The 25683-nt window shown below is 49.4% G+C and carries 18 protein-coding genes; 9 read left to right on the top strand and 9 right to left on the bottom strand.

All coding sequences use genetic code 11. The features are described from left to right. The first annotated feature begins 130 nt into the window (after positions 1-130). On the top strand, positions 131-337 hold the full coding sequence (locus tag AAC022_RS02475; RefSeq protein ID WP_339727628.1) for a hypothetical protein: 207 nt from the start codon (positions 131-133) through the stop codon (positions 335-337). A 28-nt stretch (positions 338-365) separates the two neighbouring features. Here AAC022_RS02475 and AAC022_RS02470 read toward each other — a convergent pair whose 3' ends face one another. From AAC022_RS02470 to AAC022_RS02460, 3 genes are all read right to left on the bottom strand, one after another. Further along, on the bottom strand, positions 366-1511 hold the full coding sequence (locus AAC022_RS02470; RefSeq protein ID WP_339727626.1) for a lactonase family protein: 1146 nt from the start codon (positions 1509-1511) through the stop codon (positions 366-368). A gap of 89 nt (positions 1512-1600) precedes the next feature. After that, positions 1601-1930 (bottom strand): rhodanese-like domain-containing protein, encoded by a 330-nt coding sequence (locus AAC022_RS02465; RefSeq protein WP_339727624.1) that lies wholly within the window; start codon positions 1928-1930, stop codon positions 1601-1603. A 57-nt stretch (positions 1931-1987) separates the two neighbouring features. Then, a complete protein-coding gene (locus AAC022_RS02460) occupies positions 1988-3475 on the bottom strand; it encodes a sulfatase (RefSeq protein WP_339727622.1) in 1488 nt (495 codons plus the stop codon). Between the two features lie 237 nt (positions 3476-3712). Between AAC022_RS02460 and AAC022_RS02455 the strand changes: the two genes are divergently transcribed. From AAC022_RS02455 to AAC022_RS02445, 3 genes are all read left to right on the top strand, one after another. Then, positions 3713-5032 (top strand): Nramp family divalent metal transporter, encoded by a 1320-nt coding sequence (locus AAC022_RS02455; RefSeq protein WP_339727620.1) that lies wholly within the window; start codon positions 3713-3715, stop codon positions 5030-5032. A gap of 7 nt (positions 5033-5039) precedes the next feature. Then, complete coding sequence (locus AAC022_RS02450) at positions 5040-6476, top strand: sulfatase-like hydrolase/transferase (protein ID WP_339727618.1); 1437 nt, start codon at positions 5040-5042, stop codon at positions 6474-6476. A 529-nt stretch (positions 6477-7005) separates the two neighbouring features. Then, positions 7006-7566 carry a DUF309 domain-containing protein gene (locus AAC022_RS02445; RefSeq protein ID WP_339727616.1) on the top strand — a complete coding sequence of 187 codons (561 nt, stop codon included), beginning with the start codon at positions 7006-7008 and terminating at the stop codon, positions 7564-7566. Positions 7567-7678: 112 nt separating this feature from the next. On the opposite strand, the gene AAC022_RS02440 is transcribed toward AAC022_RS02445, so the two are convergent. Then, positions 7679-8965: an alpha/beta hydrolase gene (locus AAC022_RS02440; protein ID WP_339727614.1), complete on the bottom strand. Its 1287-nt coding sequence runs from the start codon at positions 8963-8965 to the stop codon at positions 7679-7681. A gap of 273 nt (positions 8966-9238) precedes the next feature. On the opposite strand from AAC022_RS02440, the gene AAC022_RS02435 reads away from it, so the two are divergent. Continuing rightward, positions 9239-10687, top strand: coding sequence for a sulfatase-like hydrolase/transferase (locus AAC022_RS02435; protein ID WP_339727612.1), 1449 nt, complete (start codon positions 9239-9241; stop codon positions 10685-10687). A 481-nt stretch (positions 10688-11168) separates the two neighbouring features. Continuing rightward, complete coding sequence (locus tag AAC022_RS02430; protein WP_339727610.1) at positions 11169-11609, top strand: hypothetical protein; 441 nt, start codon at positions 11169-11171, stop codon at positions 11607-11609. A 63-nt stretch (positions 11610-11672) separates the two neighbouring features. Here AAC022_RS02430 and AAC022_RS02425 read toward each other — a convergent pair whose 3' ends face one another. Further along, on the bottom strand, positions 11673-12593 hold the full coding sequence (locus AAC022_RS02425; protein WP_339727608.1) for an HDOD domain-containing protein: 921 nt from the start codon (positions 12591-12593) through the stop codon (positions 11673-11675). 406 nt (positions 12594-12999) lie between these two features. On the opposite strand from AAC022_RS02425, the gene AAC022_RS02420 reads away from it, so the two are divergent. Continuing rightward, on the top strand, positions 13000-14058 hold the full coding sequence (locus AAC022_RS02420) for a M42 family metallopeptidase (RefSeq protein WP_339727606.1): 1059 nt from the start codon (positions 13000-13002) through the stop codon (positions 14056-14058). Between the two features lie 37 nt (positions 14059-14095). Here AAC022_RS02420 and hemL read toward each other — a convergent pair whose 3' ends face one another. Both hemL and AAC022_RS02410 read right to left on the bottom strand, forming a co-directional pair. Then, complete coding sequence (gene hemL / locus AAC022_RS02415; protein WP_339727604.1) at positions 14096-15391, bottom strand: glutamate-1-semialdehyde 2,1-aminomutase; 1296 nt, start codon at positions 15389-15391, stop codon at positions 14096-14098. 15 nt (positions 15392-15406) lie between these two features. Continuing rightward, positions 15407-16678, bottom strand: a complete 1272-nt coding sequence (locus tag AAC022_RS02410; RefSeq protein ID WP_339727602.1) for a PQQ-binding-like beta-propeller repeat protein — start codon at positions 16676-16678, stop codon at positions 15407-15409. Between the two features lie 191 nt (positions 16679-16869). On the opposite strand from AAC022_RS02410, the gene AAC022_RS02405 reads away from it, so the two are divergent. Beyond that, positions 16870-18537 carry an AarF/ABC1/UbiB kinase family protein gene (locus AAC022_RS02405; RefSeq protein WP_339727600.1) on the top strand — a complete coding sequence of 556 codons (1668 nt, stop codon included), beginning with the start codon at positions 16870-16872 and terminating at the stop codon, positions 18535-18537. A 79-nt stretch (positions 18538-18616) separates the two neighbouring features. Here AAC022_RS02405 and AAC022_RS02400 read toward each other — a convergent pair whose 3' ends face one another. Continuing rightward, the gene (locus AAC022_RS02400) at positions 18617-22378 is read right to left on the bottom strand and encodes a family 16 glycoside hydrolase (protein WP_339727598.1); all 3762 of its coding nucleotides are present in this window, start codon (positions 22376-22378) and stop codon (positions 18617-18619) included. A 267-nt stretch (positions 22379-22645) separates the two neighbouring features. Beyond that, positions 22646-23710, bottom strand: a complete 1065-nt coding sequence (locus AAC022_RS02395) for a protein arginine kinase (RefSeq protein ID WP_339727596.1) — start codon at positions 23708-23710, stop codon at positions 22646-22648. Positions 23711-24158: 448 nt separating this feature from the next. Between AAC022_RS02395 and trpE the strand changes: the two genes are divergently transcribed. Beyond that, positions 24159-25667: an anthranilate synthase component I gene (gene trpE / locus AAC022_RS02390; protein ID WP_339727595.1), complete on the top strand. Its 1509-nt coding sequence runs from the start codon at positions 24159-24161 to the stop codon at positions 25665-25667. Positions 25668-25683 lie beyond the last annotated feature (16 nt).

Genomic DNA, 25683 nt, shown 5'->3' with positions numbered 1-25683 from the left:
TTGTCTGATTTGCTCTTGCAACGGAAGGGATTGGAGAACAACAATACGGCCGAAGCATCTCAAACCTTATCACAAGTCATACTGTTCGGTTGACTTGAGTGATCACATCATAAAAAGGAATTGTATCGTAATGGTTTGCAAGCACTTAAAAGAGCTCTATCAGTTTTGTGAAGAGAAACAGTTGAAGTTGGCAGGGCCTGAGCTAATTCACATCGTCTGTAAACAGTGTGATGAAGAAGAGACTTGCCCGTCGATGCTGATGGACGAATACGATTCCAAGTTCCCCGAAGACGAAGATGAAACGAATTCACAGGCAGACGCCGACCCGTCTGCCTGAGTTCCGTTGTGTAGCTGTTTTCTTTGCTTCAGCGAATCATAATGCAGGACGGGCTGGGAATGGAAACAGGATCTCCGACGGGAGTCAGCTTGCCACTTTGATCGTCAATTTTAAACACGATCACATTATTGCCGGGCATATTGGCACAGAGCAGAAATTTACCATCGGCGGTAATGGCTAGGTTTTGTGGCCCTTTGCCGAGACTGGGGTCAATTTCTAACAGGCTCAATTTTCCGTTGTCGTCGATCCGATACGCGGCGATGCTGTTGTGTCCCCGATTAGTTCCGTAGAGAAAACGGCCATCAGGCGTGATCTTCAGGTCGGCACAATAGCTCGTGCCTTCGAAGTCTTCGGGAAGTGTGGAAATGGTCTCTTGCTCAATCAGTATGCCGGTTTTGGGATCATAGTCAAATTCCGTCACCGAGTTTGTTAACTCGTTGATGACGTAGAGTTGTTTGCCATTGGGGTGAAACGTCAGATGCCGCGGCCCGGCGCCGGGAATCGTGCGGACGAAAGGCTGCTGGCTGGGGGTGAGTTTGGCTGTTTTGGAATCGAGCCGGTAAGCCATGATTTTATCAAGGCCCAGATCGGCGGCGAAAACAAACTCTTGATCAGGACTAATGACGCTGCAATGTGCGTGTGGTTCTTTCTGGCGATCGGGATTCACACTGGAACCGGTATGTTGAATGAAGGTTGCCGCTTCTCCTAGAGATCCATCTTTATTAACAGGCAGTGAAGCGACGCTGCCTGTTGTATAATTGGCAACAATAACCGCTTTGCCGGATTTGTCGATATCCAGGTAACAAGATGCCGTTCCCAGAGAGGATTGCCGATTCAACAGTTTGAGCTTTCCGGTACGCCCCTGTAACTCAAAGGCAGACACGAATTCATTTTCTTTGCCGCCGAATTTTCCAGGAGCATGAATGGAATACAGGTATTTGTTATCCGGTGAGACGGCCAGGAAAAAGGGATGTTCCACATCGGCGGTCCGCTCAACCTGTTTTAATGCTCCTGTTTCCGGATTGAGTTGATAAGCGTGAATGGCCCCCTTTTCGCCCGGGGCAAAAGCCGAGATGAAAATCAGTGGTTTCTCGGCCGCGATGCTGTTTGTCGCACTGCTGAAGACCATGCCTGCCATTACCGGAAACAAAAACAGAACCTGCTCGTATGACATACTCAACTCCCAGATTAGAGATCAAGGTGGAATTATCAAAGCTGTTCAAAAATTATATCAAGCTGATTTTATCGCTGCCATACTGCCGTTCAATATCGTGTTTTCGAATCGTCAATTTGACAGGACCAGGCATCGATGCCCCCTTGCATACTTTTTACGTTTGTGAAACCTTCCTGCTGTAACCAGGTTGTGACTTGCAGACTCCGCATGCCGTGATGACAGTAGACAATAATTTCAGCCGCACGATGTTCGTCCAATTCGGAAACCCGCTGCTGAATTTCACTCATCGGCAGTAATTGTGATTCCGAAATATTGACGAGGTTATATTCATCCTGCTCCCGGCAGTCGAGCAGTACAAAGGGATGGTTGTTGTCGAGTTTCTGTTTGACTGTTTGGCAGTCGATTTCCAGGGAGTGCATCGGGGGGGACTTTCGCTATGTTCTTTATGGATGGTGTTCTCGAAATCGGTTTCGAGACTATTTCGTGGAGGTTGTTTTCAGTGTGGGAGGAACGGGGTTGTCAATTTTTCCCGCCGGACGCTGGTTAGCACCGGGACGATTCGTGTCGCCCAGGTCAGCGCGTCCTTTTTCGGCCAGAGCCATCAGTTCCTTAACAATTTCGGGGTGTTGATCAGCGACATTGTGTTCGGAACTGATGTCGGTGACCACGTTGAATAACAGTGGATTTGAACCCGCTCCTTTTTTGAAGTGAGGGTGTCGGCTGAATTCTTTCAAAGGCACAAACAATTTCCAGGGACCCTTGCGAACGGCCTGTAGTTGTTCCATCGCATAATAGTAAAAGACGTCGTACGGTGTTTTCGCACCCTTCTCGCCTTCAATCAATGGACGAATATCGTGACCGTCAATGATGCGGTCAGAGGGAACTTTTCCACCAGAGAGCAGGGCAAACGTCGGCAGCAGATCCATGGTGGTTGCCAGTTCGTCACAAACGGTTCCCGCGGGAACTTTTCCTGGCCACCATAGGATCGTGGGAACGCGGAAGGCACCCTCGGCAGTAGTGTAGCCGCGACCGTTGAGTGGCTTGTTGGTGCCGCGGGCTGTGCTGCTCATATCTTTAGCCATCGGCGAGCCATTATCTGATGTCCAGATCACCAGCGTGTGATCATCAATTCCCAGTTCGACCAGCTTGTCGAGAAGCTGCCCGGTCGACCAGTCGAGCTCTTCAATACTGTCTCCCCAAGGACCACTTTTACTTTTACCACGGAAGGCTTCGCTGGCGAACGGTTTACTTGTACTGCCGGGCATGGCTTGCGGGAAATAGAGAAAGAATGGTTGGTCTTTGTTCTGTTCGATGAACTCGACCGCTTTTTCCGTGTAATCTTTGGTCAGCAGGTTACGGTCGACACCTGCTTGGATGACTTTATCATTCAACATCACAGGCAGGGGAGGCCAGCGGTTACCGTCCAGACGATCGCCGATCCGTTTTCCGACGGCTTGTGTCATATCATCGCTGTAGGGAATACCATAAAAGTAATCAAAGCCTTGTTTTGTCGGTAGAAAAGGCCGTTGGTCTCCCAGGTGCCATTTCCCGATCATGCCGGTTTTGTATCCCTGTTTCTTCAAGACTTCGGCAACTGTTATTTCCTCTGGGTTTAAGCCGTAAGGAGAAATTGGTCGCAGTACCTGACCATCACGCGGATTCCAGTGCATGCCCACACGTTGAGAATAACAGCCAGTTATAATCGAAGCACGAGATGGCGTGCAGACGCCAGCGGTAACACAGAAATGGGTAAACTTGCGCCCTTCTCTGGCCATTCGGTTCAAGCAGGGAGTACGGTTGACGGTGGAGCCGAACGGTTCGATATCACCATAGCCGAGATTGTCACAGAAGATAACAATGAAGTTGGGCTGCTTTGCTTGTTGTGCGGCAGAAGCCGATTCCGATTCCATAAAGAGCCCTGATAGTAATCCGATCAGGCAAAAGGCGTTCAGAAAAAATTTCACGAGACAATCCTTATCGTACATTATTTTAATGTGACCTCGAGCCGCTTCTTGAGACGGGCAGTCCTGTTTAATGAGGAGCAGACCAGTAATCTATCTTAAATAGTACAACGACTGTTTCCAAAATAAAACCGGACAAACTGTAAATTGGATTGTGTAACACAGTCAGATTCGCATAATAAATAACACATATGTTTTGTTAGACCTACTCTGAGCGACACCATAAGGATACCCGGTAACGTGAGTGAAGAACAAGCAACGACAGTCAGACCACACTGGTGGCAGCGGATTGGTCCCGGTTTAGTTACTGCCTGTGTGGTGATTGGTCCCGGTAGTATTTTGACCAGTTCCAACCTCGGAGCGAAAGAGGGATACAGCATGATCTGGGTCGTGCTGATTTCGGTGGCCTTTATGCTGGTCTACACCTCACTGGGAGCCAAGCTGGGGACGGTGACCAACGAATCGACGTGTACGCTGCTGGCCAAAACCGTGGGCAGGCCGTTAACGATTTTGATTGGTTGTGGAGTCTTTTTCATTTCCGCCGCCTATCAGTTTGGTAATAATCTGGGTGTGCATTCAGCGATCGAGAGTTATACAAATCTAAAATACGGGATCGTTTTTTTTAATGCGATTTCAATTGCATTTTTGTTCGGCTTTAAGAATCTGTATAAACTGGTCGAGCGGCTGATGTCAGTCTTCGTCGCGCTGATGCTGATTTCCTTTGCCGTCAATCTCATTTTTGCCAAACCGAATCTTGTGGAAATGGCAGAAGGTGTGATCCCCGGTTATGGAGGAGGTGGGGTCGATTCGATTCTGAATATTTCTCTCTTGGGGCTTGTCGGTACCACATTTGTGATTACTGCCGCCTTTTATCAATCCTATCTCGCACGCTTCAAAGGCTGGAAGGTTGCAGACCTGAAAGATGGACGCATTGATTCCTGTATCAGTGCGACGATCATGGCGTTGATTACGATCATGCTCATGTCTACCGCAGCCGCTGAGCTCCGCGGACAGCAGTTGAATAGCGTTGTTGATGTCGGAAATGCCTTACAGCCACTATTCGGCGACAAAGGTCAGATTCTGTTCTGTATCGGTCTGTTCTCAGCTGCCTATTCTTCTTTCATCGTGAATTCTATGATCGGCGGCTTTATTCTTTCTGACAGTCTCGGGCTGGGCGGGACGCCTCAAGATAAATCGACGCGAATTCTGACGGCGGCGGTTTTACTCATCGGGATGTTCGTTGCGATGTATGTGATCGAATCGGGAACGAAACCTGTCGTAGCAATCGTGGCGGCACAAGCTGTGACGGTGGTTGCTGCACCTCTGGCAGCGGGGGCGCTGCTATTATTAACCAGCAGTAAAAAAGTGATGGGCGAACATCGGAATGGACCGGTGATGAATATTTTAGCGGGCATCGGTTTCCTGTTACTGTTGGGCATGGCCTGGTATATCGCGACTCAGAAAGTGATTCCAGAAATTCAGAAAATGCGCGGACAAACGGCAGCCGTGATTCAGGTAGACCCTGCAGAAATGAAACTCGCGCTCCAAAATGAGAATTGAAAATCTTATGAAACGTTTGATTCAAACTGTCTGTCTGATCAGCTTTGTTCTTGTCATTAATCTGCCCGCGCATGCTGCGAAAGGAAAGAAAGACAAACGACCGAATATCATCTTCATTCTGCTCGATAATGTCGGTAAAGACTGGTTTCGTTGTTACGGCAGCGAGGAAAATCAGACTCCGAATATTGATCATCTGGCTTATACCGGACTGCGGTTTCGGAATTGTTATGTGACGCCAGTTTGTAGCACGACGCGGCATATGTTGCTCACGGGCCGCTATCCTTTTCGCTCCGGCTGGCATACACATCATGATCCGGCAATCTACGGCGGCGGTTACTTCGACTGGAACCGGGAAATCTGTTTTGCTCGCATCTTGAGAGATGCGGGTTATGACACCTGCATCTCAGGGAAATGGCAGATCAATGATTTGTTTGATCCAAAGCAGAAGAATGCCCTCACACAACATGGATTCCAAGAGTACTGTATCTTCCCCGAAGGCAAGAAAGGTCACCCGGCACATAAAAAACGTTATTGGGATCCTTACGTCATTCAAAACGGCAAGCGATTGGATACCAAAGGGAAATTCGGCCCCGATATTTTTACGGATTATCTGATTGAGTATATGAAAACACATCGCGACCGTCCTTTCTGTGCCTACTATTCCGCGATCCTGACGCATATCCCTGTGGTGCACACGCCACATAATCTGGGGGAAGAACTGACGGCCCGTGAAAAATTTGCGGGGATGTTGAATTACTCGGACCACCTGATCGGCCGATTGGTCAAAGCGATGGACGAGCTCGGGATTCGGGACAATACGATTCTGTTTATTGTTCCCGATAATGGCACCGACAACGGGACTGATCAGAATGCGGAACAAAGCCTGGGAGGCCGCATCAACGGTCGTATTTCCGGCGAGGGAATTTATTCGCTGAAAGAGCAGGGGATCAATATGCCGTTGATTGTGAACTGTCCCCAACTGGTGGGCACAGAGCGAATCAGTGATGACCTGATTGATGTCTCGGATATCCTGCCAACGTTGGCGGATCTGGCAAAAGCGCCGCTTCCTGAAGGGGTCACGATCGATGGGAGATCATTCGCCCCCCAAATTTTGAATCAACCTCTCAAACAAACCAGGCGTCCCTGGTGCCTGACTCAGTATTACAAACAACGTGTTGTACGCGATCAGAGATTCAAACTCTATTCCTCCGGCGAATTCTACGACCTTTCAGAAGACCCACTGGAACAGCATGACCTGACAGGGTCCAAACTCATGCAAAAGGATCTCATAAGTCTGGGGTCTTATGCACAGCTGAAACGGGTGCTGGATTCCCTGCCGGAAAACAGCAAGCTCCCTTGGGAATTTCGTAGCATCTCTGCCCGAAAAATCCGTGCAGAAGAAGCTCGCCAGAAAGCAACTGAGGAGGCTGCTCCCACACAGTGAGGGCCATCTCACGGGGTAACCCTTACTGCAGTGAGGATTAGCAGTGTAAGCCGTTTCAGTAAAAAGACCTCCAAGTCTGTTTCTGCTCGCTGTCGGGGGCAGCAGGACTCCACTTTCATCACTATTTCACCTGATTAGAACCAGAAAACGGTGAAATTCGTGAAAATACGCCAAATTGTAAAATCTGCTCTTTATGTTAGAAAATGCTCGTATATGATGGCACTCTAAGGCTTGTTAAACAGGCGATGACAGCTTGTTTTTCAGTTTCCTGCCCCTTTACTCAATGCTTCATTGGTTGAGATGTTGTCACTTGAGTTGATTACGAGCCACTCTGTATGTAGAGAGAGGGCGGAGCCCCATTGAATGAGGTTTAGCGCTATCGTTACGGAACCTCTTATGAATAAATAAGTTAGATTTGACCTGACATAACCCTTTCACTCGAAATCATCATCACACGGAATTAGGTGTGTCGATGGTCTGAGAGTCTGTTGACCTAAGCTAGTAAAAGAGAAATTGGAGATTTTAAAGGATGGTTTATCCTGTTGCTGATGTTGTGCGTTTATTACCTTCGTCCCGGCTGCCAGAATATACTTTTGTTCCCGGAAAGAACTTGCCGCATCCTTATCGCGACCCGAAGGGACACAGCTACGGTAACAAACCCAAACCCCCCAAGGCGTTGACCGAGGAAAACTGGGTGGAGCATCGTAATTATTTGAACGCCATTGATTATTTTAATCTGGGATTCTACTGGGAAGCCCACGATGAATGGGAACGCCTGTTACGCGTCTGTGGTCCCGATTCAATTCCGGGCCGATTCTTAAAAGGACTCGTGAAACTGTCCGCTGCCGGAATCAAGGTTCGGGAAGGAAGTATTCACGGCGTCCGGCGTCATGCTGCTTCAGCCGGCGAAGTCTTCGCTGATGTCGCTGCAGAATCCAACGCCGACCATTATTGTGGTCTGGAATTGACCAAGCTGCAATTTGCCGCAGACCGTGCTGCCCAGTTGCGTTATCCCGATGATTTGACAATGGGCGAACCGATTCGTGTGTTCCCATTCATGTTGGAACCGGAGCCATTCCCCCTCGGTTAAACTGAATCGGCCCCTAAAGTGGCTGTATTGAAACATTGAGCACACAGAGAACGAATTTATTGAAATTCTTTTCTGAGTGCTCTTTTTTTTTGTGGTATTGATGGGAAGCGGTTTAGCGAAACGTGCCGCGGAACGCACGTCCCAGAAGACTGCGTTTGCTTTGGAATTTCCAGGCAAGGTTTTCCAGCAGGGATCGTAGACCACGATCGTTGACGGGGATGCCCTGAAAGACCTGTTTCACGTCTCCTAGAACAGAGACATTGTCTGCATGGTAAGAGTGTCCTAATGCAAACAGATTCGTATCGATGTCAGAAGCATCAACAACATTGATCTGCTTAAATTTCGGGAACACAGTCAGATAGGATCCTCCTTCTCCCAGTCGTTGATGCCAGAACGAATTGATAACCCGGGACGCTTTTAATGCCAGATCATCCGAAGAGGAATAAATGGTGAATCGATTAGCGGTCTGGACAATATGGGGGGCGATTGAATCTTTAAAAACCTGCGCGTCGATGTCCGGAGCAGTTAGAATCACTTCATTAAACAGCGGCTGCGTTTTATCGGAGCCTGCCAGCTTTTGCGAAATCTTTTTCAAAGCACGTGACAATACCCGATTCCCCATACTATGCGCAATCAGATGAATCTTGCGCGCCCCCGATTCGTGGGCAATGGCTTCGATGAACAGAGTCACATTCTCTTCACACCACTGTGCAGTTCGAGCATCCTCTTTGTAAGCCCAGAGTGTCCCTTTCGCTTTGGACGGCCAGCTATACATTAAAGGAGCACCCTTAAATTTCAAATCATAGGCGATTTGTGCCGTTCGGCGTGCGGCATCTTCAAACGAGTTGTTATAGCCGTGGATAAAAACAAACGCTTCACCGCCCCTGCTGACTTCTCCGGCAGGAGTCTGTTCGACTTCGATTGAGTTCTGTATGGTGTCGCGCAGGGACGTGAGAAACTCGGGACCGGATGCAGGCTCTACCGATTTAAGCACAACGTGTTTATCGGGATTTTCGCGAAATTCCAACTTCCAGATCTTGGGAGATTCCAGTTTCCCTTCCCGATGGTTTTGGGGGATGCTGACATCACAGAAACCGAGTGACAGGCTGGCGCGTTCTGCACCAAAAAACTCCTTGGGCTGAGTGGAACCGGTCAGGTTGCGATCAGTGCCATAAAACACGCGGACTGTCTCATGTTTTTGTTTCCCATGCACGGGCATGGCGGGATGGGAGTCGGCCTGCTCCTCCGCCGACGGTTCTGCCGAATCAGGTATCGGACTTTCTGCCTGCTGTTGCGATTGTTCAGGCATTCTGTCAGATTTGGAGTCTTTGGCGCCACTACACCCGGTGAGAGTGAATCCCATTAATGCCAGTGTAATAACGAATTTTGAAGTGTTCATCGTGCGTCCTTGCAGAGTGAAGCAGTTTCAGCTGCGCGTTTCGGCCTGTCAGTGCGATAAATAGTGGATATTACCGATTGGCTCAAGATGGAATCGATGACCTGGCGTCACTCATTTGGGCCGTTTTGATACTTTAAAACAAGTCGCTGTCGCTGAATCGTTCCTTTGTTTACTTTGGATTCGATAGTTTTTATGCTGAATGTATCGAAAATCACCACGTTGACAGTTCTTGTGTTGAAAACAGTGCTCCCATTCAAACAGGAATCCACATTGATGTCCGTTCCAAGAATCATCGTTTATCTCGTCTGCCTGCTTCTCTGCTCTCAGCAGGCTCTCGTCGCTGCGGAAGCAAAAGTAAAACCGAACTTCATCGTGATTTTTGCGGATGATCTGGGTTATGGTGATCTGGAATGTTATGGCCATCCCCGGTTTAAAACTCCGAATATAAATCGAATGGCAGCCGAAGGCGCACGTTTGACTCAGTTCAATGTCCCCGTGCCCTATTGTGCTCCCTCGCGAGCGACTCTGTTGACGGGGCGCTATCCCTGGCGACATGGTGTCTGGTTTAATCCTGCCCCCGATGGAGGCCAGTTTCGAAACGGAGTCGGAATCGCCGACAGTGAAATTCTGCTGAGCGAAAAGTTAAAACAGAATGGTTATGCGACGATCTGTGTCGGCAAATGGCATTTGGGGCATGATCCCCAATTTTATCCCACACGGCACGGATTTGATGACTATCTGGGGATTCTGTATTCGAACGACATGCGCCCCGTCAATTTAATCAAAGGGGAAGAGATCCTTGAATATCCGGTCGTGCAGGCGAATCTGACGAAACGATACACGGACCGTGCAGTGGAATTTATTCGAGAAAATCAGAAACGTCCTTTCTTTCTGTATCTGCCTCATGCGATGCCTCACAAACCGCTGGCGGCTTCGGAAGCGTTCTACAAAAAGAGTGGAGCGGGTCTTTACGGCGACGTGATTGCAGAACTGGACTGGAGTGTCGGCGAGATCTTTAAGACGCTCAAGGAACTAAATCTGGATGAAAATACTTTCGTGATCTTCACATCGGATAACGGTCCTTGGTTTGGAGGTCATACAGCGGGGCTCTCCGGGATGAAGTCGACCAGTTGGGAAGGAGGTCTGCGGGTGCCTATGATTGCCCGCTGGCCGGGAAAAATCCCGAAGGGACAAGTCATTGATGTCAACTGTGGCTCAATTGATATTTTCCCCACGATCTTGAAACAAGCTGGAATCCAATTGCCCGCCGACCGGGTGATTGATGGCAAAGATCTGTTTCCCGTCCTGGCAGAACAAGCAGAGTCACAGCATGAAGCCTTGTATTCGATGAAGGGCAACTTCCTGTTTACCGTTCGCAGTGGTCCCTGGAAACTGCATGTGAAACAATCTCCGCGACAGCTTCTCGCCAAACAGGGCAAAGACTGGGTTGATCCCCGCGGCCCCGACGGTGTGACAATCATTGCCCCTTATGAACAGGCCATGCCCGATCTGCCACCGGGACTGTTAACCGGAGATCAGCCCGAGCCGATGATGTTGTTCAATCTCGAAGACGACCCAGGTGAGCAACACAACGTTGCGAAACAGAATCCAAGTGTCGTTGCGCGACTGAAGAAATTGTACGTTGAGATGCAGACTCAGATTCCTGATTCGATTCGCAATTTCAACCAGAAGCCGAAGAAACCCCCGACGCCCTCAAAGTAAAATCGTCTGCTGACGATCAACGAAATCGTTCTGATTTGTGCTCAGGCGGTTTGCTGCTTGTACAGTCCCGTACCTTTGCCTGTTAGATTATTCACGTTCAAACGTCCCCTCGGGCTCCTGTTTCGTGTTGCTAAAATCCAACGCTTGACGCCTGCTGATCGTAGATATGATTAGTAATTGCAGCAGAGCAAAAAGGCTTGACACTTCAGAATGTTTCAACATTCAGACCAGTCGTGATGTCTTTTTACACCATGCGTTGTCCCGATGTAGAAAAAACACAACAGTCCCTGTTAAGAGAAGATGAATCTGATAAGGGTGAATAATTCATAAATCTATTTATATCAGTGGTTTATCGATTATGTAAACGGGGAGTAAACAATTCGGAACAAAAATGGTCCGCTCTTTGCGTCTATTCAATCTTCTTAACAGTTCACTGTTCAACAGCATTGATACTCAACAAGCAGAAAGAGAGAACGACAGCATGGCATCAAAACGCGATCGAATGAGCGTCTACGTGCGTGAAGGAGTGACTGTTCTAGATTTCGGGACAATGGAAATCTGGGACGGAGCAGATCTGGCCTTGCTGCGTGAAACATTGACACGTCTGGTCGATAAGGAGAAATGTAAATCGATTGGTGTCGAGCTGACGTTTGTGAAATATATTCCGAGTGGTTTTTTCGGAATGCTCTACGATCTCTATGAAAAAGGGATCGCGGTCACGCTTTACAGTCCGCAACCAAACGTAGCCAGCATGCTCTGGTTCAAACAGTTTTGCCAGCATACCGAGGACGGACGCTTTCTATTAAAAAGCGACCTGGCCATCGATCAGGAAAAAGCAACCGAAGAGCAAATTCTAGCAGAGAAGGAAAAGTGGGAGAAAAGCCTGAAACAATCGAGTGACTATTCCACAACCGTTTCATAAGGATATGAAGCGTTACGCGAATTGTTAGCCAGCCATCTGAAGAGAGAGATCTGATCTCAGAGTCTATTCGTTCTCAACCAGCACAGCGTGCTTTTCCAGACGATTCTTCAAAGAGAGATAATTACTGGCTGCCGTTGATTCTTCTCTGAGTTCACTGTCAATCTTTTCTGCGATCTCAAACAAATGGAACTCATCCCAGGCTTCATTCAGCGCCAACAGTTGATTTAACCCGTTCGGGTCCTGTCTCAGAGGATCAGGGATCAACGACGCAACGGCCACGGCGGCAGCGGGGGTTTTACCCAGTTGCGAGTCTGTAAGCAGCTTCAGACCTTCATGGTGCAGGTAGACAGAGCAAATCAGATCGTCAGGGAAAGACCAGTCCAGCATCACATTGGCAGCAGCCGCACAGTGGTCCCAGGTGAAGTGCCTGCGTTCGTATTCTTTTAAAAGACAGGGATCATTATCCTGGTTGATTGTGAATTGCAGATAGAGGTCAAAAAGTTCTTTCGATAAGACCGGCAATAGAAAATCCTGAAGCATGGCTGCGGAAAATGCTACATCGGGATCGACTTTCATCAGCCGTGCCACTTCCCGCGCCGTCAAGGCCCGCTCCAGATTCGTACTCCAGAAGTTCGGCAAATTGATCAGCTTTGAGTCATTGGACGACATCGCCTGCTTCAATCCGGTGGTGACCAGAAAGAGTTTGGTCGAACGAATTCCCAGCAGTGTGATTGTTTGCTGAATTGATGAGACTTTTCGGCGTAAACCGAATGCGCTGGAATTGACCATCCGCAATAATTCGCAGGAAATCCCGGCATCGGTTTCAATAATTTTACTGAGTTCTCTAGGCGTCGATTTGGGATCTTCTGCCTTTCGTGAAAATTCCATCACGGCTTTGGGCAACATCGGAAGCTTGATTGAAGAAGGAAGAGGACTTTGCTTTCCCTCACCAATCAGTTCTTTGCGTAATTTTGTCCAGTCCATTATTTTGCCCTCAGTATCATTCTGCGAAAATGAGACAACCTGCCATCGCTTTCATTATTTGTTCGCTTCCAGACATTCAATGCGAATCGTCACAGCTATTTTCTGTCAGGAAGTGAGCTTCGAGTCAGGATTTATCTCGCTAAGTTAGCTCTAATCATATTGAAAGCTTAGCTTAAAGATTCCTGGGATGTGCGGGACTTTTTGTACAATTCTTCGTTATCTGAATCTGTCAGTAACTCTGGCCAAAATTCATTTCATCGTCAATTCAAAACGCGGATTGAAAAAATATCATAAGTCACTAGAATTAAGCCACTTATAAACGGCTTCTGGGGTAGCACACATCAGGAATATGAGAGGTGCTATTTCGTATAGAAGTTAAAACCCTCAATCTTCCGGGAATGTTTTCATGGACGCACAATCGCTAGATTTTTTGAAGAAACTGCTTCACTCACCAGCTCCTTCTGGCTACGAAGGACCCATTCAGGAAGTAGTTCGCGAGTACGTTGGCGAATTTGCAGATGAAGTAAAAACAGACCTGCACGGAAATGTGATCGCCGCCGTGAATCCTGGTGCCAAACGACGGGTGATGTTGGCCGGACACTGCGACCAAATTGGCTTGTTAGTGCAATATATCGATGATGATGGTTATCTCTGGGCGAATCTGATCGGGGGTTGGGATATCCAGATGTTGCTCGGGCAGAACATGCAGGTACATACAGCATCTGGTCCGGTGCATGGGGTGATTGCCCGGAAAGCCATTCACCTGCTGACTCCTGAAGAAAGAAAAACGGTTCCAGAAATTAAAGACCTCTGGATTGATATCGGGGCTAAAAATGGAGACGAAGCCCGCGCGCTGATTGGAATCGGTGATCCGATTACCTTCGAACTCGGCTTCCGCCCTATGTTGAACCAGCTGGCGTCTGCTCCCGGAATGGACAATCGAGTTGGTGTCTGGGTTGTGATGGAAGCATTGCGCCAAGTCAGTGAAAAAGCACCAGACGTGGGTGTGTTTTCTGTTTCGACCGTCCAGGAAGAAATCGGCCTCCGCGGCGCAAAAACCAGTGCCTACTCCATTCAACCCGAAATTGGAATTGCCGTCGATGTCACACATTCGACAGATTGCCCGGCTGTCAGCAAGCAGGAAAATGGTGATATCAAGCTCGGTAGCGGGCCGGTTGTATATCGGGGGCCGAATGTGAATCCGGTGGTTTTTGCAACACTGTCAGACCTGGCGACTAAGAATGAACTGAGCTACCAGATTAACAGTATCGCCCGCCCGGCTGGTAATGACGCCAACGCGATGCAATTGAATCAGGGAGGCATGGCGACCGGGATCGTAGCGATTCCCAACCGCTATATGCATAGTCCAGTGGAAGTGGTCTCGTTAGAAGACCTCGAACACGCAGCACAATTATTGGCAGCGTTCTGTCTGGATATCAACGAAACAACCGACTTCACGCCGTGAGTCGGTTATTTTAGCATCTTGAATAGAACGAGTCCTCTCAGGCAATCTCCTGCAGGACTTCTTCAGCGGCCTGAATGGTGTGGACAATGTCTTCCTCAGTCAGCATCGTGGAAGTGAAGTTGGCTTCAAACTGACTGCAAGGAAGATAAATGCCCCGATCCAGCATGCCTTGAAAATAGCGTGCAAATCGGGCGGTGTCATTTCGGGCTGAGATCGCGTAGCTGGTGACTTTTTCCGGATTGAAAAATAGAGTAAACATGGAACCACACTTGGCCAGCGTATGCTCCAGGCCTGCTTTGGTGGCAGCTGCAATAAGCCCCTTAGTCAACTGTTGTGTCTTCTCTTCCAATTGATGATAGGGGTTGGTTTCTCTCAGGCATTCCAGCGTGGCGATTCCTGAAGCCATTGCAATCGGGTTGCCGGAGAGTGTTCCCGCCTGATACACGGTGCCGACGGGAGAAATCGCATCCATGATTTCCGCTTTGCCGCCGTAAGCACCCACGGGCATGCCACCACCGATCACTTTACCTAACATGCAGATGTCAGGCATGATGTTGAATCGCTGCTGGGCACCACCTAATGCAATGCGGAAACCAGTCATGACTTCATCCATGATGAAAACCGACTCGTGCTGTGTGCAAAGTTCACGGACACTTTCCAGGAATCCGGGTTCCGGAAGCACTACTCCCATATTGCCCACAACGGGTTCCAGAATAACGCAGGCAATTTGATCGCCGACTTGGGTAAACGTTTCTTTGAGCTGTTCAACGTCGTTATATTCAAGCACCAGTGTGTCAGCGGTACAACCCTGTGGAACGCCGGGGCTGGAAGGAGTTCCTAATGTCAGCGCGCCGCTTCCGGCTTGAACCAGCAGACTGTCGGCGTGGCCGTGATAACAGCCTGCAAATTTGATGACTTTATCCCGACCGGTATAACCACGTGCCAGTCGAATTGCACTCATCCCGGCTTCGGTCCCCGAATTGACCATACGGATTTTTTCAACACAGGGCACCAGTTCTGCAACGAGTTCAGCCAGTTCGGTTTCCAGTATCGTGGGAGCGCCGAAACTCGTCCCCTTCTTAAGGGCTTCCTCGATGCTGGCCATGACACGGGGGTGTCGATGACCCAGAATATGCGGCCCCCAGGACCCGACGTAATCGATGTATCGGTTTCCATCAATGTCGTAGAGATATTGTCCTTCTCCGCGATCAATAATAACAGGATGGCCTCCCACTGCGCCAAAGGCCCGTGCAGGGCTGTTTACGCCTCCGGGGATGACTTTCTGGGCTCGTTCAAACTCTTTTTCACTATTCGGGCGTCGGCTGGATGACATTCTTCTATTCAGACCTTACTTCAAAGGAGATTTCTCGGTTGTGACGGGAGCTGGGATTTCGGACTTCAACTGTAAACATTTCAGTGTCTTCTGGTCTCTGACAAACAGAAGTCCATTCGATAACGCAGGTAGAGCCCGAGTTGTTGAATTAAAAATCGAGGCACGACCGAGTTCTTTATATGCTTCTAACGAGGCTTCCGCCAGAACCAGTGTGCCATCCGTTTTCATCATAATCAGTTTGTTGTCCGCTTCAAACAAGGTGGCATATCCAAAGTTGTCCTCAGACCAGTTTACTTTCTGAGTTTGAGGATCGAAGCAAATCAGCCGTGAAGTCCCAATGTCCTGGCGACCGTCGATGCCGATTAACTTTCCCCCGTATTCGATGGGTGTTGTATATTGGCTGGACATGATTTGCTGGTTGCGCCAGACTTCGCTGGCATTTGTACGGTCTATTTTACCCCAGAATCCGCCCACTCCATAACTGGCTGTTGCAAACACATAGTTACCAATCACAACCGGGTCGGCACCATTAACCGTCGGTCCCCGCTTTCCAAATGGAAATTGAAACAGGATATTTCCATTCTGAGGATCAATACCAACCAGATGTTGACGAGTGATAAAGATCGCGTAGAAACGCCCGTGTAAAAACGCAGAGGTCGGCGAGGAGTAGCTGGCGTCATCCTGCATTGTTTGCCAGAGAGTAAATCCCTTGTCGAGTGAGAATGCGACAATTCCTGCATTTTTGCGTTTACCACCAACATTTACCAGCAACCTGTCTTCCACGATAATCGGAGTACTGCCCACGCCAAAGTAGCCTTGTCCGACCTGGAAATCCTTGTGGGTATCGCGAGACCAGATTTTCTTGCCGGTCTCCAAATCCAGGCACTGCAGATTGCCGGCAATTCCAAAAGTATAGATACGATTTTTGTGAATTAAGGGGACAGCAATCGGGCCATCATTGGGATTAAAGGAGCCCTTATAGTTGATGGGGGTGGTCTGTTTCCAAAGCGGTTCCCCTGTTTGAGTATCGAGGGCTTCAACCGTTTCGAGGTCGCCTACGCGATGAAATAAGATCGCCGTTTTCTTATAAACCGAGATACCGGCATAACCACTTCCGACACCACGCTGCCACTTGACAGGGGGGCCGGTTTCAGGCCAGGCTGAGTCAAGGGTCTCTCCTGCTGCATGACCGTTGCGATAAGGGCCTAGAATTTGCGTCCAATCGCCAGCCTGACAGAGGGAGGCCGAACAGAGGATCGTCAGTAAACAGTAATTGAAAAAACGCATGTATCCGGCTCCGCGTTCCAGGTAAATTGTGGCAAGATATCGTGGAATTCTATTTTAATAACATCGGGGCTTTGCTGCATAGGAACGTCTGTTATAGTCTGCTAAGATAAAAAGTAAAACCGAACCGATCTACCAGACTGCGCTTACCGAAGAGGAAATTCGTGAGATCGCTTTCTAAGCAGGAGAAACTCTTGGATTCGAACCCACTACGGTTATTAAGAAATTTACGGAGAAGCCGTGAGATTGTCACGGTTCTCGTGAATTACGGTTTTGATGACCTGGTTGATCAGCTGGGGCTCAGGCGGTATCTGCGCTGGGGACGTCGGCTGCTGTTCTGGAAACGCACAGAACCTGAAATCAAGTTGACACGTGCGAAACGAATTCGCCTCGCACTCGAAAGTCTGGGAGTCACGTTTATCAAGTTTGGTCAGGTTGTGAGTACGCGCCCTGATCTCGTTCCCCGGGATGTCGTCAACGAATTGTCAAAACTGCAGGAACGCGTCCCTTCCTTTCCCAGTGAGATCGCAATAAAAATTGTGGAACGGGAATTGGACGGTTCGATTGATACCCTGTTTGCTGAGTTTGATCGACAGCCATTGGCAGCCGGTTCACTGGGGCAGGTACACAAAGCCCGTCATCATGATGGCACCGAGCTGGTGGTGAAGATTAAACGACCTGACATCGACCGTGTCATCGAACAAGACCTGAGTTTGATGTACGAACTGGCAACGATGATTGAACGCCATTTCCCTGATGCCGAAGTATTTGATCCCGTCGGTCTGGTCAACCAGTTTTCCCGTACAATCAGGCGGGAATTGCAATTTATGAGAGAGGCGCGTTCGACCGACGAATTTTATCGCCTGTTTCAAGATGATGCGACTTTATATGTTCCTAAGATTTACTGGGAGATGACACAAGGCGACATCATTACGATGGAATACATCGACGGCTATCGGATTGATGACGATGAACAGTTAAAAAATCTGCCGATCAGTCCGCATGAAGTTGCCGCCAACGGCGCTCGCATTTTTATGAAAATGACGTTTGAATTTGGAATCTTTCACGCCGATCCCCACCCAGGAAATTTTCGAGTTCTGCCCGATGGTTCATTATGCCTGATCGATTACGGCATGATTGGCATACTTGAAGAAGAACGCCGCGATTTACTGGTTGACTTGCTGTTAAATGTCGCGAGGAAGGATTCCGCCAAACTGGTGGATGTTGTTTTGAATATTGGGAAAGCCAAACGAGCCGTTGATCATCAATTGTTGCGTGCCGATCTCCGTGACTTTATCGGAAATTATTATGGTATCCCGCTGGATCAGATCAGCGTCGGAAAAATGTTGACCGACTTTATCAACATTCTGGCAATTCACCGAATCCGTTGCCCCGTCGATATCATGCTGCTGATTCGCGCTTTGATTACGCTCGAAGGTGTTGCTGCTCGTATGGCTCCAGATTTAAATATTGCGCAGGAAATGGAACCTTATGTTTATAAGCTTTCCTCTGAGCGATATCATCCTCGCGCGATCGCCACACGCTTCTGGTCAGAAGCCTGCAGTCTTTCGAAGGTCATGCATGATCTGCCTGAGCAGATCGGCCGCACGTTGGGGAAATTGAGCGACGATGAACTCCGGATTCATCTGGAGCACGAGGGGTTTGACCATCTGACAACTGAAATGGACCGTTCAGGAAACCGGCTGGCCATCGGCATGGTCATGTCTTCTCTGATCCTGGCTTCCGCGATTACGATTTCATCTGATACGCGGCTGGTTTATGTCAGCATTCCGATTTTCATGATGTCGAGTCTGTTAGGAATCTGGTTGATCTACGGCGTATTTCGCAGTGGTCGATTGTAGCAGTGGGCGATTGTAAGGTCAGGTTCCCTTACAATCGCACTGCTCGCTTTTTCCTATATGACAGATCTTTCGTCACTTCTTATTTATAAACTCGCGATTTCGGATCGCCACCTGACAGCAGATACGCCATCAAGTCCCGGATTTCATCGCCGTTCAGTGCATTCAACATGTCTTTTGGCATTTGTGAAACAGGGGACGGCATGATCTCATCCACATTGTCGGCAGAGATGACAATCGGTTTGGCTTTCGCATCAGCCGGGTAGACGATTACTTTGTCGCCGTCTTTCGAGACGAGTCCCGTAAATGAACGACCATCCTCGGTCAGTACCATCGATGACTGATATTGATCCGAAATGACCTTGCTCGGCTCGATGATGGATTCGAGAATGTAGCGGGCATCAAATTTGTTCTTAACCGTTGTCAGGTCCGGACCCACGTCGCCGCCAAGGCCATCAAACCGGTGACACGCGGCACAGCGCATCGAGTGGAACAGATTGCGACCGTTCTCAAAGCTAGCCGCTTTCATTTTGCCACCAGAGGTATGTTGGCCTGCTTCTCCAATAGCCCAGATCTTGCCGGGACCTTGTGGCGGCGTAATTTCGAAATCGGGAACTGGATTGAAATTCTCGCCACTGATATCGGCCAGTGCGGCACGATCGGCGTTGTTCATGTAACCGAGGAACTCGTCACGCAGGTTGCCGAGAAACTTGGCATAGCTGTTACCACCGGGAAACTTTGCGGCGGAGTTAATGAACTTAATGTATGTGCGGCGCTGGTCCATCGTCCAGCCTTTACGCAAGTTGCGAAGCATGAACGCATAATTGACTTCGTGCGTCGGCGGATGATTCTCGAGCATTGCCAGCACGCGACCACCGTAATTTTTATTGCGACCTGCGAGTTCGGTCCAGTCGGGTACTTCAGTCTCGCCACGGTTTGTGATCAGTGCAATGGCTTTCGAAATTACATTCGGTGCTTCAAGATAGACTAAGACGCGGACCAACTCGGTGTTGATATTCTTGCTCTTATTAGGCAAATAAGGGTCGAGTTCGGCGATGATTTGCTCGCGTTGCTCAGCCGTTGGTTTACCAAGACGGATGAAGGTCAGAGAATAGGCACGCAGAAGACCGAGGAACTGTGCTTCGTTCAAATCAGCCGGGTTCAGTTCGAGCAGTGCAGCGATTTGGGCATCACGATGTGTTTTATTTCCCATACGAGCAAGAGCGACCGCGCCGGAAATTTTGGCTTGGGGGTTCTTTTCTGAAAAGACTTTCGCAGCCCATTGATCAACGGGCTGTGATTCAATTGCGATGCGTGCGGCGTGACGTAACCAGCGGTCGGAACTGGAAAGGTGAGGCCAAGCTGCATCGACGGCAGCAGGGTTCTGCTTGCCATGAAACGCTTCGAGACTGCGACGAAGTTTCCGTGCGTCGGCTCCCGCGATTTCTCCCGTGACTGGTTTGGTCGATTCGTTACCGACATAGGTGATGCGGAACAGTGCCGATTTGGTACCCCGACCGCCGATGGTAAAGTACAGCGCGCCGTCGTGTCCAATTATCGCATCAGTCAAAGGAAGTGGTGAGCCATAACAGAATGCTTCCTGCTCGCCACGGTAACCAGCACCGTCCGGAGTAAGGTGAATGGCATAGATCGTGCCGAAGGTCCAGTCGAGTGCGAAAATTGCGTCCTGATATTTCGCAGGAAACTTCGTACCCTGGCCGCTGATCACACCGGTCGGACAACCGGGGCCAATATTCACCACGGCGGGCAGGCTGTCTTCGTAATATTCGGGCCATTTACCAGAGCCACTCCGCCAGCCGTAATCTGAACCGCTGACGGCACAGTTGATTCTGGTAGGACGATACCAGGGCGTTCCGAGGTCCCATTCCATATCGGCATCATAGGTGAAGAGATCGCCGAATCGGTTGAGGGCAATATCATACTGGTTGCGGTAACCCGTTGAGATGATTTCATGTTGCTTTGTCTCTGGAGAGAATTTCGAAATCCAACCACCCGGTGCAAGACGGCCGCGGGCATGTCCATTTGCGTCCCATTCGCGTGGTAAAAGCAGATCTTCGTCCCAGGTCGGAACATGCGAGCGAACAATGCTCTCTTGTGGTGGTAAGGATGCATGGTTTCCGCCGATGACATAAAGATTCTTTCCATCCTCAGCTACGATCACGGCATGGTTTCCGTGCTCGCCGCCACTGCGTTCGCTGGGTAGTGCCTCAGCTTTGTCGAATTGGTCATCACCGTTCGAATCGGTCACTTTAAAGAGGTTGCCGCCACTCTTGTGAAGGTAGAGTGCATCGTTGTGCCAGGTCATGCCCTGTGCACCTGAAAGATCGATCTGCAGTTTTTCCACTTCGACCAGTGGTTCCTCAGTGCCTTCAGTAACGGTAATACGGTAGAGTCCTTTGTTGCCTTGATCGCTCGCCAGCAAGCGGCCTTTGCCGTCAGTCGTCAGTGAAACCCAGCTCCCTTGTTCGTTGCTGGGTACTTCGTAGAGTAGTTCGACTTTGAAATCTTTAGGAACAGTGATGGTCTCGGTGAGTTCCTCAAGGTCAACGCCGCCGCTACGGGTCGTGATTCCCGGTTTGCCCCAGGGACCACTTCCGAAGTTCCCCATATTTTTCAACTTCAGGTTCCAGGCAGAATCGTCGAAACTGGCCAGTTGCCAGTCTTTGGCTTCGGTGTCGGCGAGTTTCCATTCGGGCGTGGAAATGATCTGCTGTTTTTTGCCATCGGCGGTTTCGACTTCGAGTTTCAATACGAACGCAGCAACGCCGCCGTTGTTCTTTGCCTGGACCGCAATTTGATTCATTCCGGTTTGGATCAGCTTTTTGGCATCGCTCATCATGACCGGGTTGCCCCAGTCGGTTGCAGTGCCCGCGTCTTTCCCGTTGATCCAGACGGTTGCCCGGTTATCACAGGTAAAATAAAGGCGTGCTGCTTTGATCGGGCCTGCGACTTCGAATTTCTGACGCAGGTAAATCGGCTCATTTCCCGTAGGATTGTTCGTGCGCCAGACCCAGACTGGAGCCGGCTTTTCTGAAACCCAGTCAAACCGACCAGATTTTTTCGATTTCGCTGCTGCCGTTTTCTTAGACGCTGGTGCCTTTTTTGTGTTCTCCACTGCCGCTTTGAGAACCGCAGCCGCTTCGTCACCCGCCAACGGACGGTATTGCAGATCCTTGAACTCGACTCTCATCGGCGGACCGGCGTGAAGTTGCAGGCCGAGAACGCCTTTGGAAAATGCTTCGGGATGGTCATCGGTCAGATCAATCGTGTTGACACCATTCACCTGATGGACCATGCGGTTTCCAACGGCTACAATCCGAATTTCGTTCCATTCCCAATCGACGAGCTTCTGGTTTTTGTCGCCAATCTCAGCAACCACTTTCGGCTTCCCCTTTGCGCCTGCTTCCACGCGTTGGAAACGTTGTGCGATAATCCCGCGGCCGGTTCTCTCGCCATACATCATGCCGAAATATTCTGGCTTTGGATGGAGATCAGCCTGATATCCTTTCAATGCAAAATTCGGAGGATCAACCAGTTCGCTGCGATATTGAACGCCGGAGTTATTCCCTTTGAATCGGACGGTGGCCTTGAATTCAAAGTCGCCTACCTCACCCCCTTGCCAGACGAGGAAGGTATTCGGTTTGGCCGGTTTTTCTTTTGTGGTTTCACCAACAATGGTACCGTCTTGAACAGTCCAGAAGCCCTCTTTTCCAGCCCAGCCGCTCAGGTCTTTCCCGTTAAACAGGTTCTGAAATTCCTGGGCGCTGACTGTGCTGCTGGAAAATGCGAGGAGTGTAAGTAGAACGCAGACAAATTTTCGCATGGTGGTATCCCGATCGATAAGGGCGAGTGTTTATTTATGGGAAATTATTATCGAAATTAGTGAGGGTTGTGGCGTGTCTCGTGAACCGGATTTCATTCGTCACCAGAAAACAGAATCTCTCGTAGAGAGCCTCCTGAAAAACGCGTTTACATCTTAACATTGCCCGCCAGCCTGTGTCGAGCATGTAATCAATTTCCTGTGTTGGGACCGCATGAATTCCCATCACAGCCCTGATAACAGGTTACGTCAATTCATTGTTAAGGCCGCTTAATTCGAGCTGCTGGCGTCGCTGATCCGTTGGCGGAGATAATTCGCGCGGGCCGCATTCCGTTCACTCGATTCCAACTCTCCCCCTTGCAGTTTCTGCAGGTGAGCCGGTTGGGTAAAAATAAACATCTCATTCAAGGCGGAGATTGGCAAGTCTTCGATCAGCCCCAGATTCACACCCATCCGCACGCTTGAGAGCAGGTGCATGGTTTCTTCTGAACTGATGGTCTGCGCGGTGCTTAAAATACCATAAGCGCGTGAGACTTGATCGTGTAATCCCTGGCGGTTTTCTTTGATCAGCGAATTTCTGACGCGACGCTCATAAGAGATGATATTTGGGACGACTTCCTTGATGCTGTCGATCAACTGCTGTTCGGTTTGTCCCAGCGTGACCTGATTGGAAATCTGATAGAAGTCACCCATGGCCTGGCTTCCTTCACCGTATAATCCACGTACTGCCAGATTGATCTTCTGCAGCGCCTGGAATACTTTCTGGATCTCTTTAGTGATCACCAGCGCCGGCAGATGCAGCATCACACTGACTCGGATACCGGTGCCCACGTTCGTCGGGCAAGCGGTCAAATAGCCGAATTCTTCATTGAAAGCATAAGTGACCTGCTGTTCGAGCAGATCATCGATCTGGTTGATCGTTTCCCAGCATTCATTTAGAGAAAACCCGCTACGAAGCACCTGTAGTCGAAGATGGTCCTCTTCGTTGACCATGATGCCTATATTTTCTTCACTATCCAGACCAACGCCTCGCGGACCACTACGTTCGGCGTGTTCGCGGCTGATCAGCTGTCGTTCCACAATGAACTGTCGATCCAGATTACTCAGCTTGTCAACATCCAGATAGGAGAGTTTTTCTTCCATGGAAAGTGACGTGATGATCGGGCGCATCAGCTGCTCGATCTCGCCCAGAGTCGATTCTGTACAGCGATTTATAAAGGGGAACTGTGCGAGGTTTCTAGCCAATCGGATGCGGCTGGACATGACAATATCCGAGTCCGGACCGATCCCTCTCAGCCATTCACCACTTGTGCGAGTGAACGCGTCCAAATTCACCCTGGTTCTCCTTAAAATAATGAAATTCGATCAGATCGAGAGGTCCGAAACGGTGTCTCTTTCCTGTATTGTAACTCGCGTGACTTTCATCCCCAAACGGTGTAGACTCAGGGAACAAATACCATAGTCATTCAGCCGTTGAAAACAAAGTCTAATGCAGTTCGATCTTATTGAAAGCTCTGTAAGATCAAACTTGCTCAGACATTTTATGCGATGGATGCCAGTAATACCATTCCTCTCGTGTGAATCGACATTTTAAATACCTGAAACTCTTATCAGATGCCCTCTATTTTAATTGACGGTAAGAATTCGTCTTTTTGGAGATTTTTGAGAACTGTTCCTGCTCGCAACTTGTCTCCGGGGTGGGAAATGCTCATAAGAGAAACCGCGATATAGATAAAAAAACGGGATGCTTGTTCATCCATAGACTGTGCAATTAAGAGTATTCATGAAATACGTTCCAGAATTTGAAACATTTAAACGGCTTTCTAAAGAGGCTAACCTGGTCCCCGTTTATCGGCAGTTAACCGGGGATACGCTGACTCCCGTCAGTGCCTACCAGTTACTGGAAAAGGGCCCTTATTCCTTTCTATTCGAGAGTGTGGTCGGCGGGGAACAGATCAGCCGCTACAGTTTTCTGGGAGCAAATCCGTTTTTGACGGTTGATGCCTACGAGCAGCGAATGGTTATTCGGCAGAATGGACAGACGGAAGAAAAAACGGTAGATGATCCCCTGTCAGAACTGGAGACGATCCTCAACCAGTACCAGGCAGCCGAGCTACTGGGGCTCCCTCGTTTTTGTGGTGGTGCCGTTGGATATGCCGGCTACGATGTCGTCCGTTATTCGGAAAATCTGCCGAACGCCCCTGAGAATGACCGCCGTCTGCCCGATCTGTCTTTTGCGTTATACGATCATATGGTTGTCTTTGACCAAATTAATAAAACTGTGTTGGTCGTCGCACATGCCCATATCCAGACCGATATGAGTGAAGCAGACCTGCAAGCCGCTTACCAGTCAGCGTGCCAGCGAATTGATCAGACCTGCGAGCGGTTTCAGTCCGGCGATGCAACGGTATTGAAGATGGCAGACATCAGCGTGGATGCGCATGCCGAGCCCGATTTAGAATGGACGTCTAATTTCACGCAACCCAAATTTGAAGCAGCCGTCGAAGCCTGTAAAGAATATATTGTGGCGGGAGATATTTTCCAGGTGGTCTTGAGCCAGCGTCTCAAACTGGAAACCGCAGCGACACCACTCGACATCTATCGCAGCTTGCGCGTGGTCAATCCCAGCCCGTTTATGTTTCTGCTCAAAACTCCCGAAGTCGATCTGGTCGGCAGCTCTCCGGAAATTATGGTCCGCGTGGAAGATCGGTTTACAACGATCAGACCGCTGGCGGGCACTCGCATACGGGGGAAAACCGAAGCGGAAGACAAACGTCTGGCTGAAGAATTACTGGCCGACCCGAAAGAGCGGGCCGAACATGTGATGCTGATCGATCTGGCAAGAAACGATGTCGGTCGCGTCTGTGAATTCGGGTCTGTCGAATTATCCGACGTCATGGTCGTCGAACGATATTCTCATGTCATGCACATTACCTCGAATGTAACAGGTATGCTCACTGAAGATCGTTCGGCCCTCGATGCTTTGAGAGCAGGGCTGCCTGCCGGAACGGTTTCCGGGGCACCTAAAGTACGGGCGATGGAAATTATTGACGAATTTGAACCACACCGACGCGGTCCGTATGCCGGAGCCGTCGGATATCTCGATTTTACCGGGAATATGGATACGTGTATTGCACTACGAACACTGGTTATGCAGGGATCGACGGCCTATGTCCAGGCCGGCGCCGGGATCGTTGCCGACAGTGTTCCTGAAACGGAATATTATGAAACATTGAACAAGGCAAAGGGGTTGCTCAAAGCGATTGAAGTTGCAGAAAAACAACTCAAATAATCGAGACGAGAATTCA

It is taken from the genome of uncultured Gimesia sp. (assembly GCF_963976445.1).
Taxonomy (GTDB): domain Bacteria; phylum Planctomycetota; class Planctomycetia; order Planctomycetales; family Planctomycetaceae; genus Gimesia.
This window is presented reverse-complemented; position numbering and strand designations above follow the sequence as displayed.

Bases quoted from the DNA above. Each gene is read 5' to 3' on its own strand.
- AAC022_RS02425 (WP_339727608.1), bottom strand. From the start codon at position 12,593: ATGGACTGGACAAAATTACGCAAAGAACTGATTGGTGAGGGAAAGCAA.
- trpE (WP_339727595.1), top strand. From the start codon at position 24,159: ATGAAATACGTTCCAGAATTTGAAACATTTAAACGGCTTTCTAAAGAG.
- AAC022_RS02440 (WP_339727614.1), bottom strand. From the start codon at position 8,965: ATGAACACTTCAAAATTCGTTATTACACTGGCATTAATGGGATTCACT.
- hemL (WP_339727604.1), bottom strand. From the start codon at position 15,391: ATGTCATCCAGCCGACGCCCGAATAGTGAAAAAGAGTTTGAACGAGCC.
- AAC022_RS02445 (WP_339727616.1), top strand. From the start codon at position 7,006: ATGGTTTATCCTGTTGCTGATGTTGTGCGTTTATTACCTTCGTCCCGG.
- AAC022_RS02475 (WP_339727628.1), top strand. From the start codon at position 131: ATGGTTTGCAAGCACTTAAAAGAGCTCTATCAGTTTTGTGAAGAGAAA.
- AAC022_RS02435 (WP_339727612.1), top strand. From the start codon at position 9,239: ATGTCCGTTCCAAGAATCATCGTTTATCTCGTCTGCCTGCTTCTCTGC.
- AAC022_RS02400 (WP_339727598.1), bottom strand. From the start codon at position 22,378: ATGCGAAAATTTGTCTGCGTTCTACTTACACTCCTCGCATTTTCCAGC.
- AAC022_RS02450 (WP_339727618.1), top strand. From the start codon at position 5,040: ATGAAACGTTTGATTCAAACTGTCTGTCTGATCAGCTTTGTTCTTGTC.
- AAC022_RS02430 (WP_339727610.1), top strand. From the start codon at position 11,169: ATGGCATCAAAACGCGATCGAATGAGCGTCTACGTGCGTGAAGGAGTG.
- AAC022_RS02470 (WP_339727626.1), bottom strand. From the start codon at position 1,511: ATGTCATACGAGCAGGTTCTGTTTTTGTTTCCGGTAATGGCAGGCATG.
- AAC022_RS02410 (WP_339727602.1), bottom strand. From the start codon at position 16,678: ATGCGTTTTTTCAATTACTGTTTACTGACGATCCTCTGTTCGGCCTCC.
- AAC022_RS02420 (WP_339727606.1), top strand. From the start codon at position 13,000: ATGGACGCACAATCGCTAGATTTTTTGAAGAAACTGCTTCACTCACCA.
- AAC022_RS02465 (WP_339727624.1), bottom strand. From the start codon at position 1,930: ATGCACTCCCTGGAAATCGACTGCCAAACAGTCAAACAGAAACTCGAC.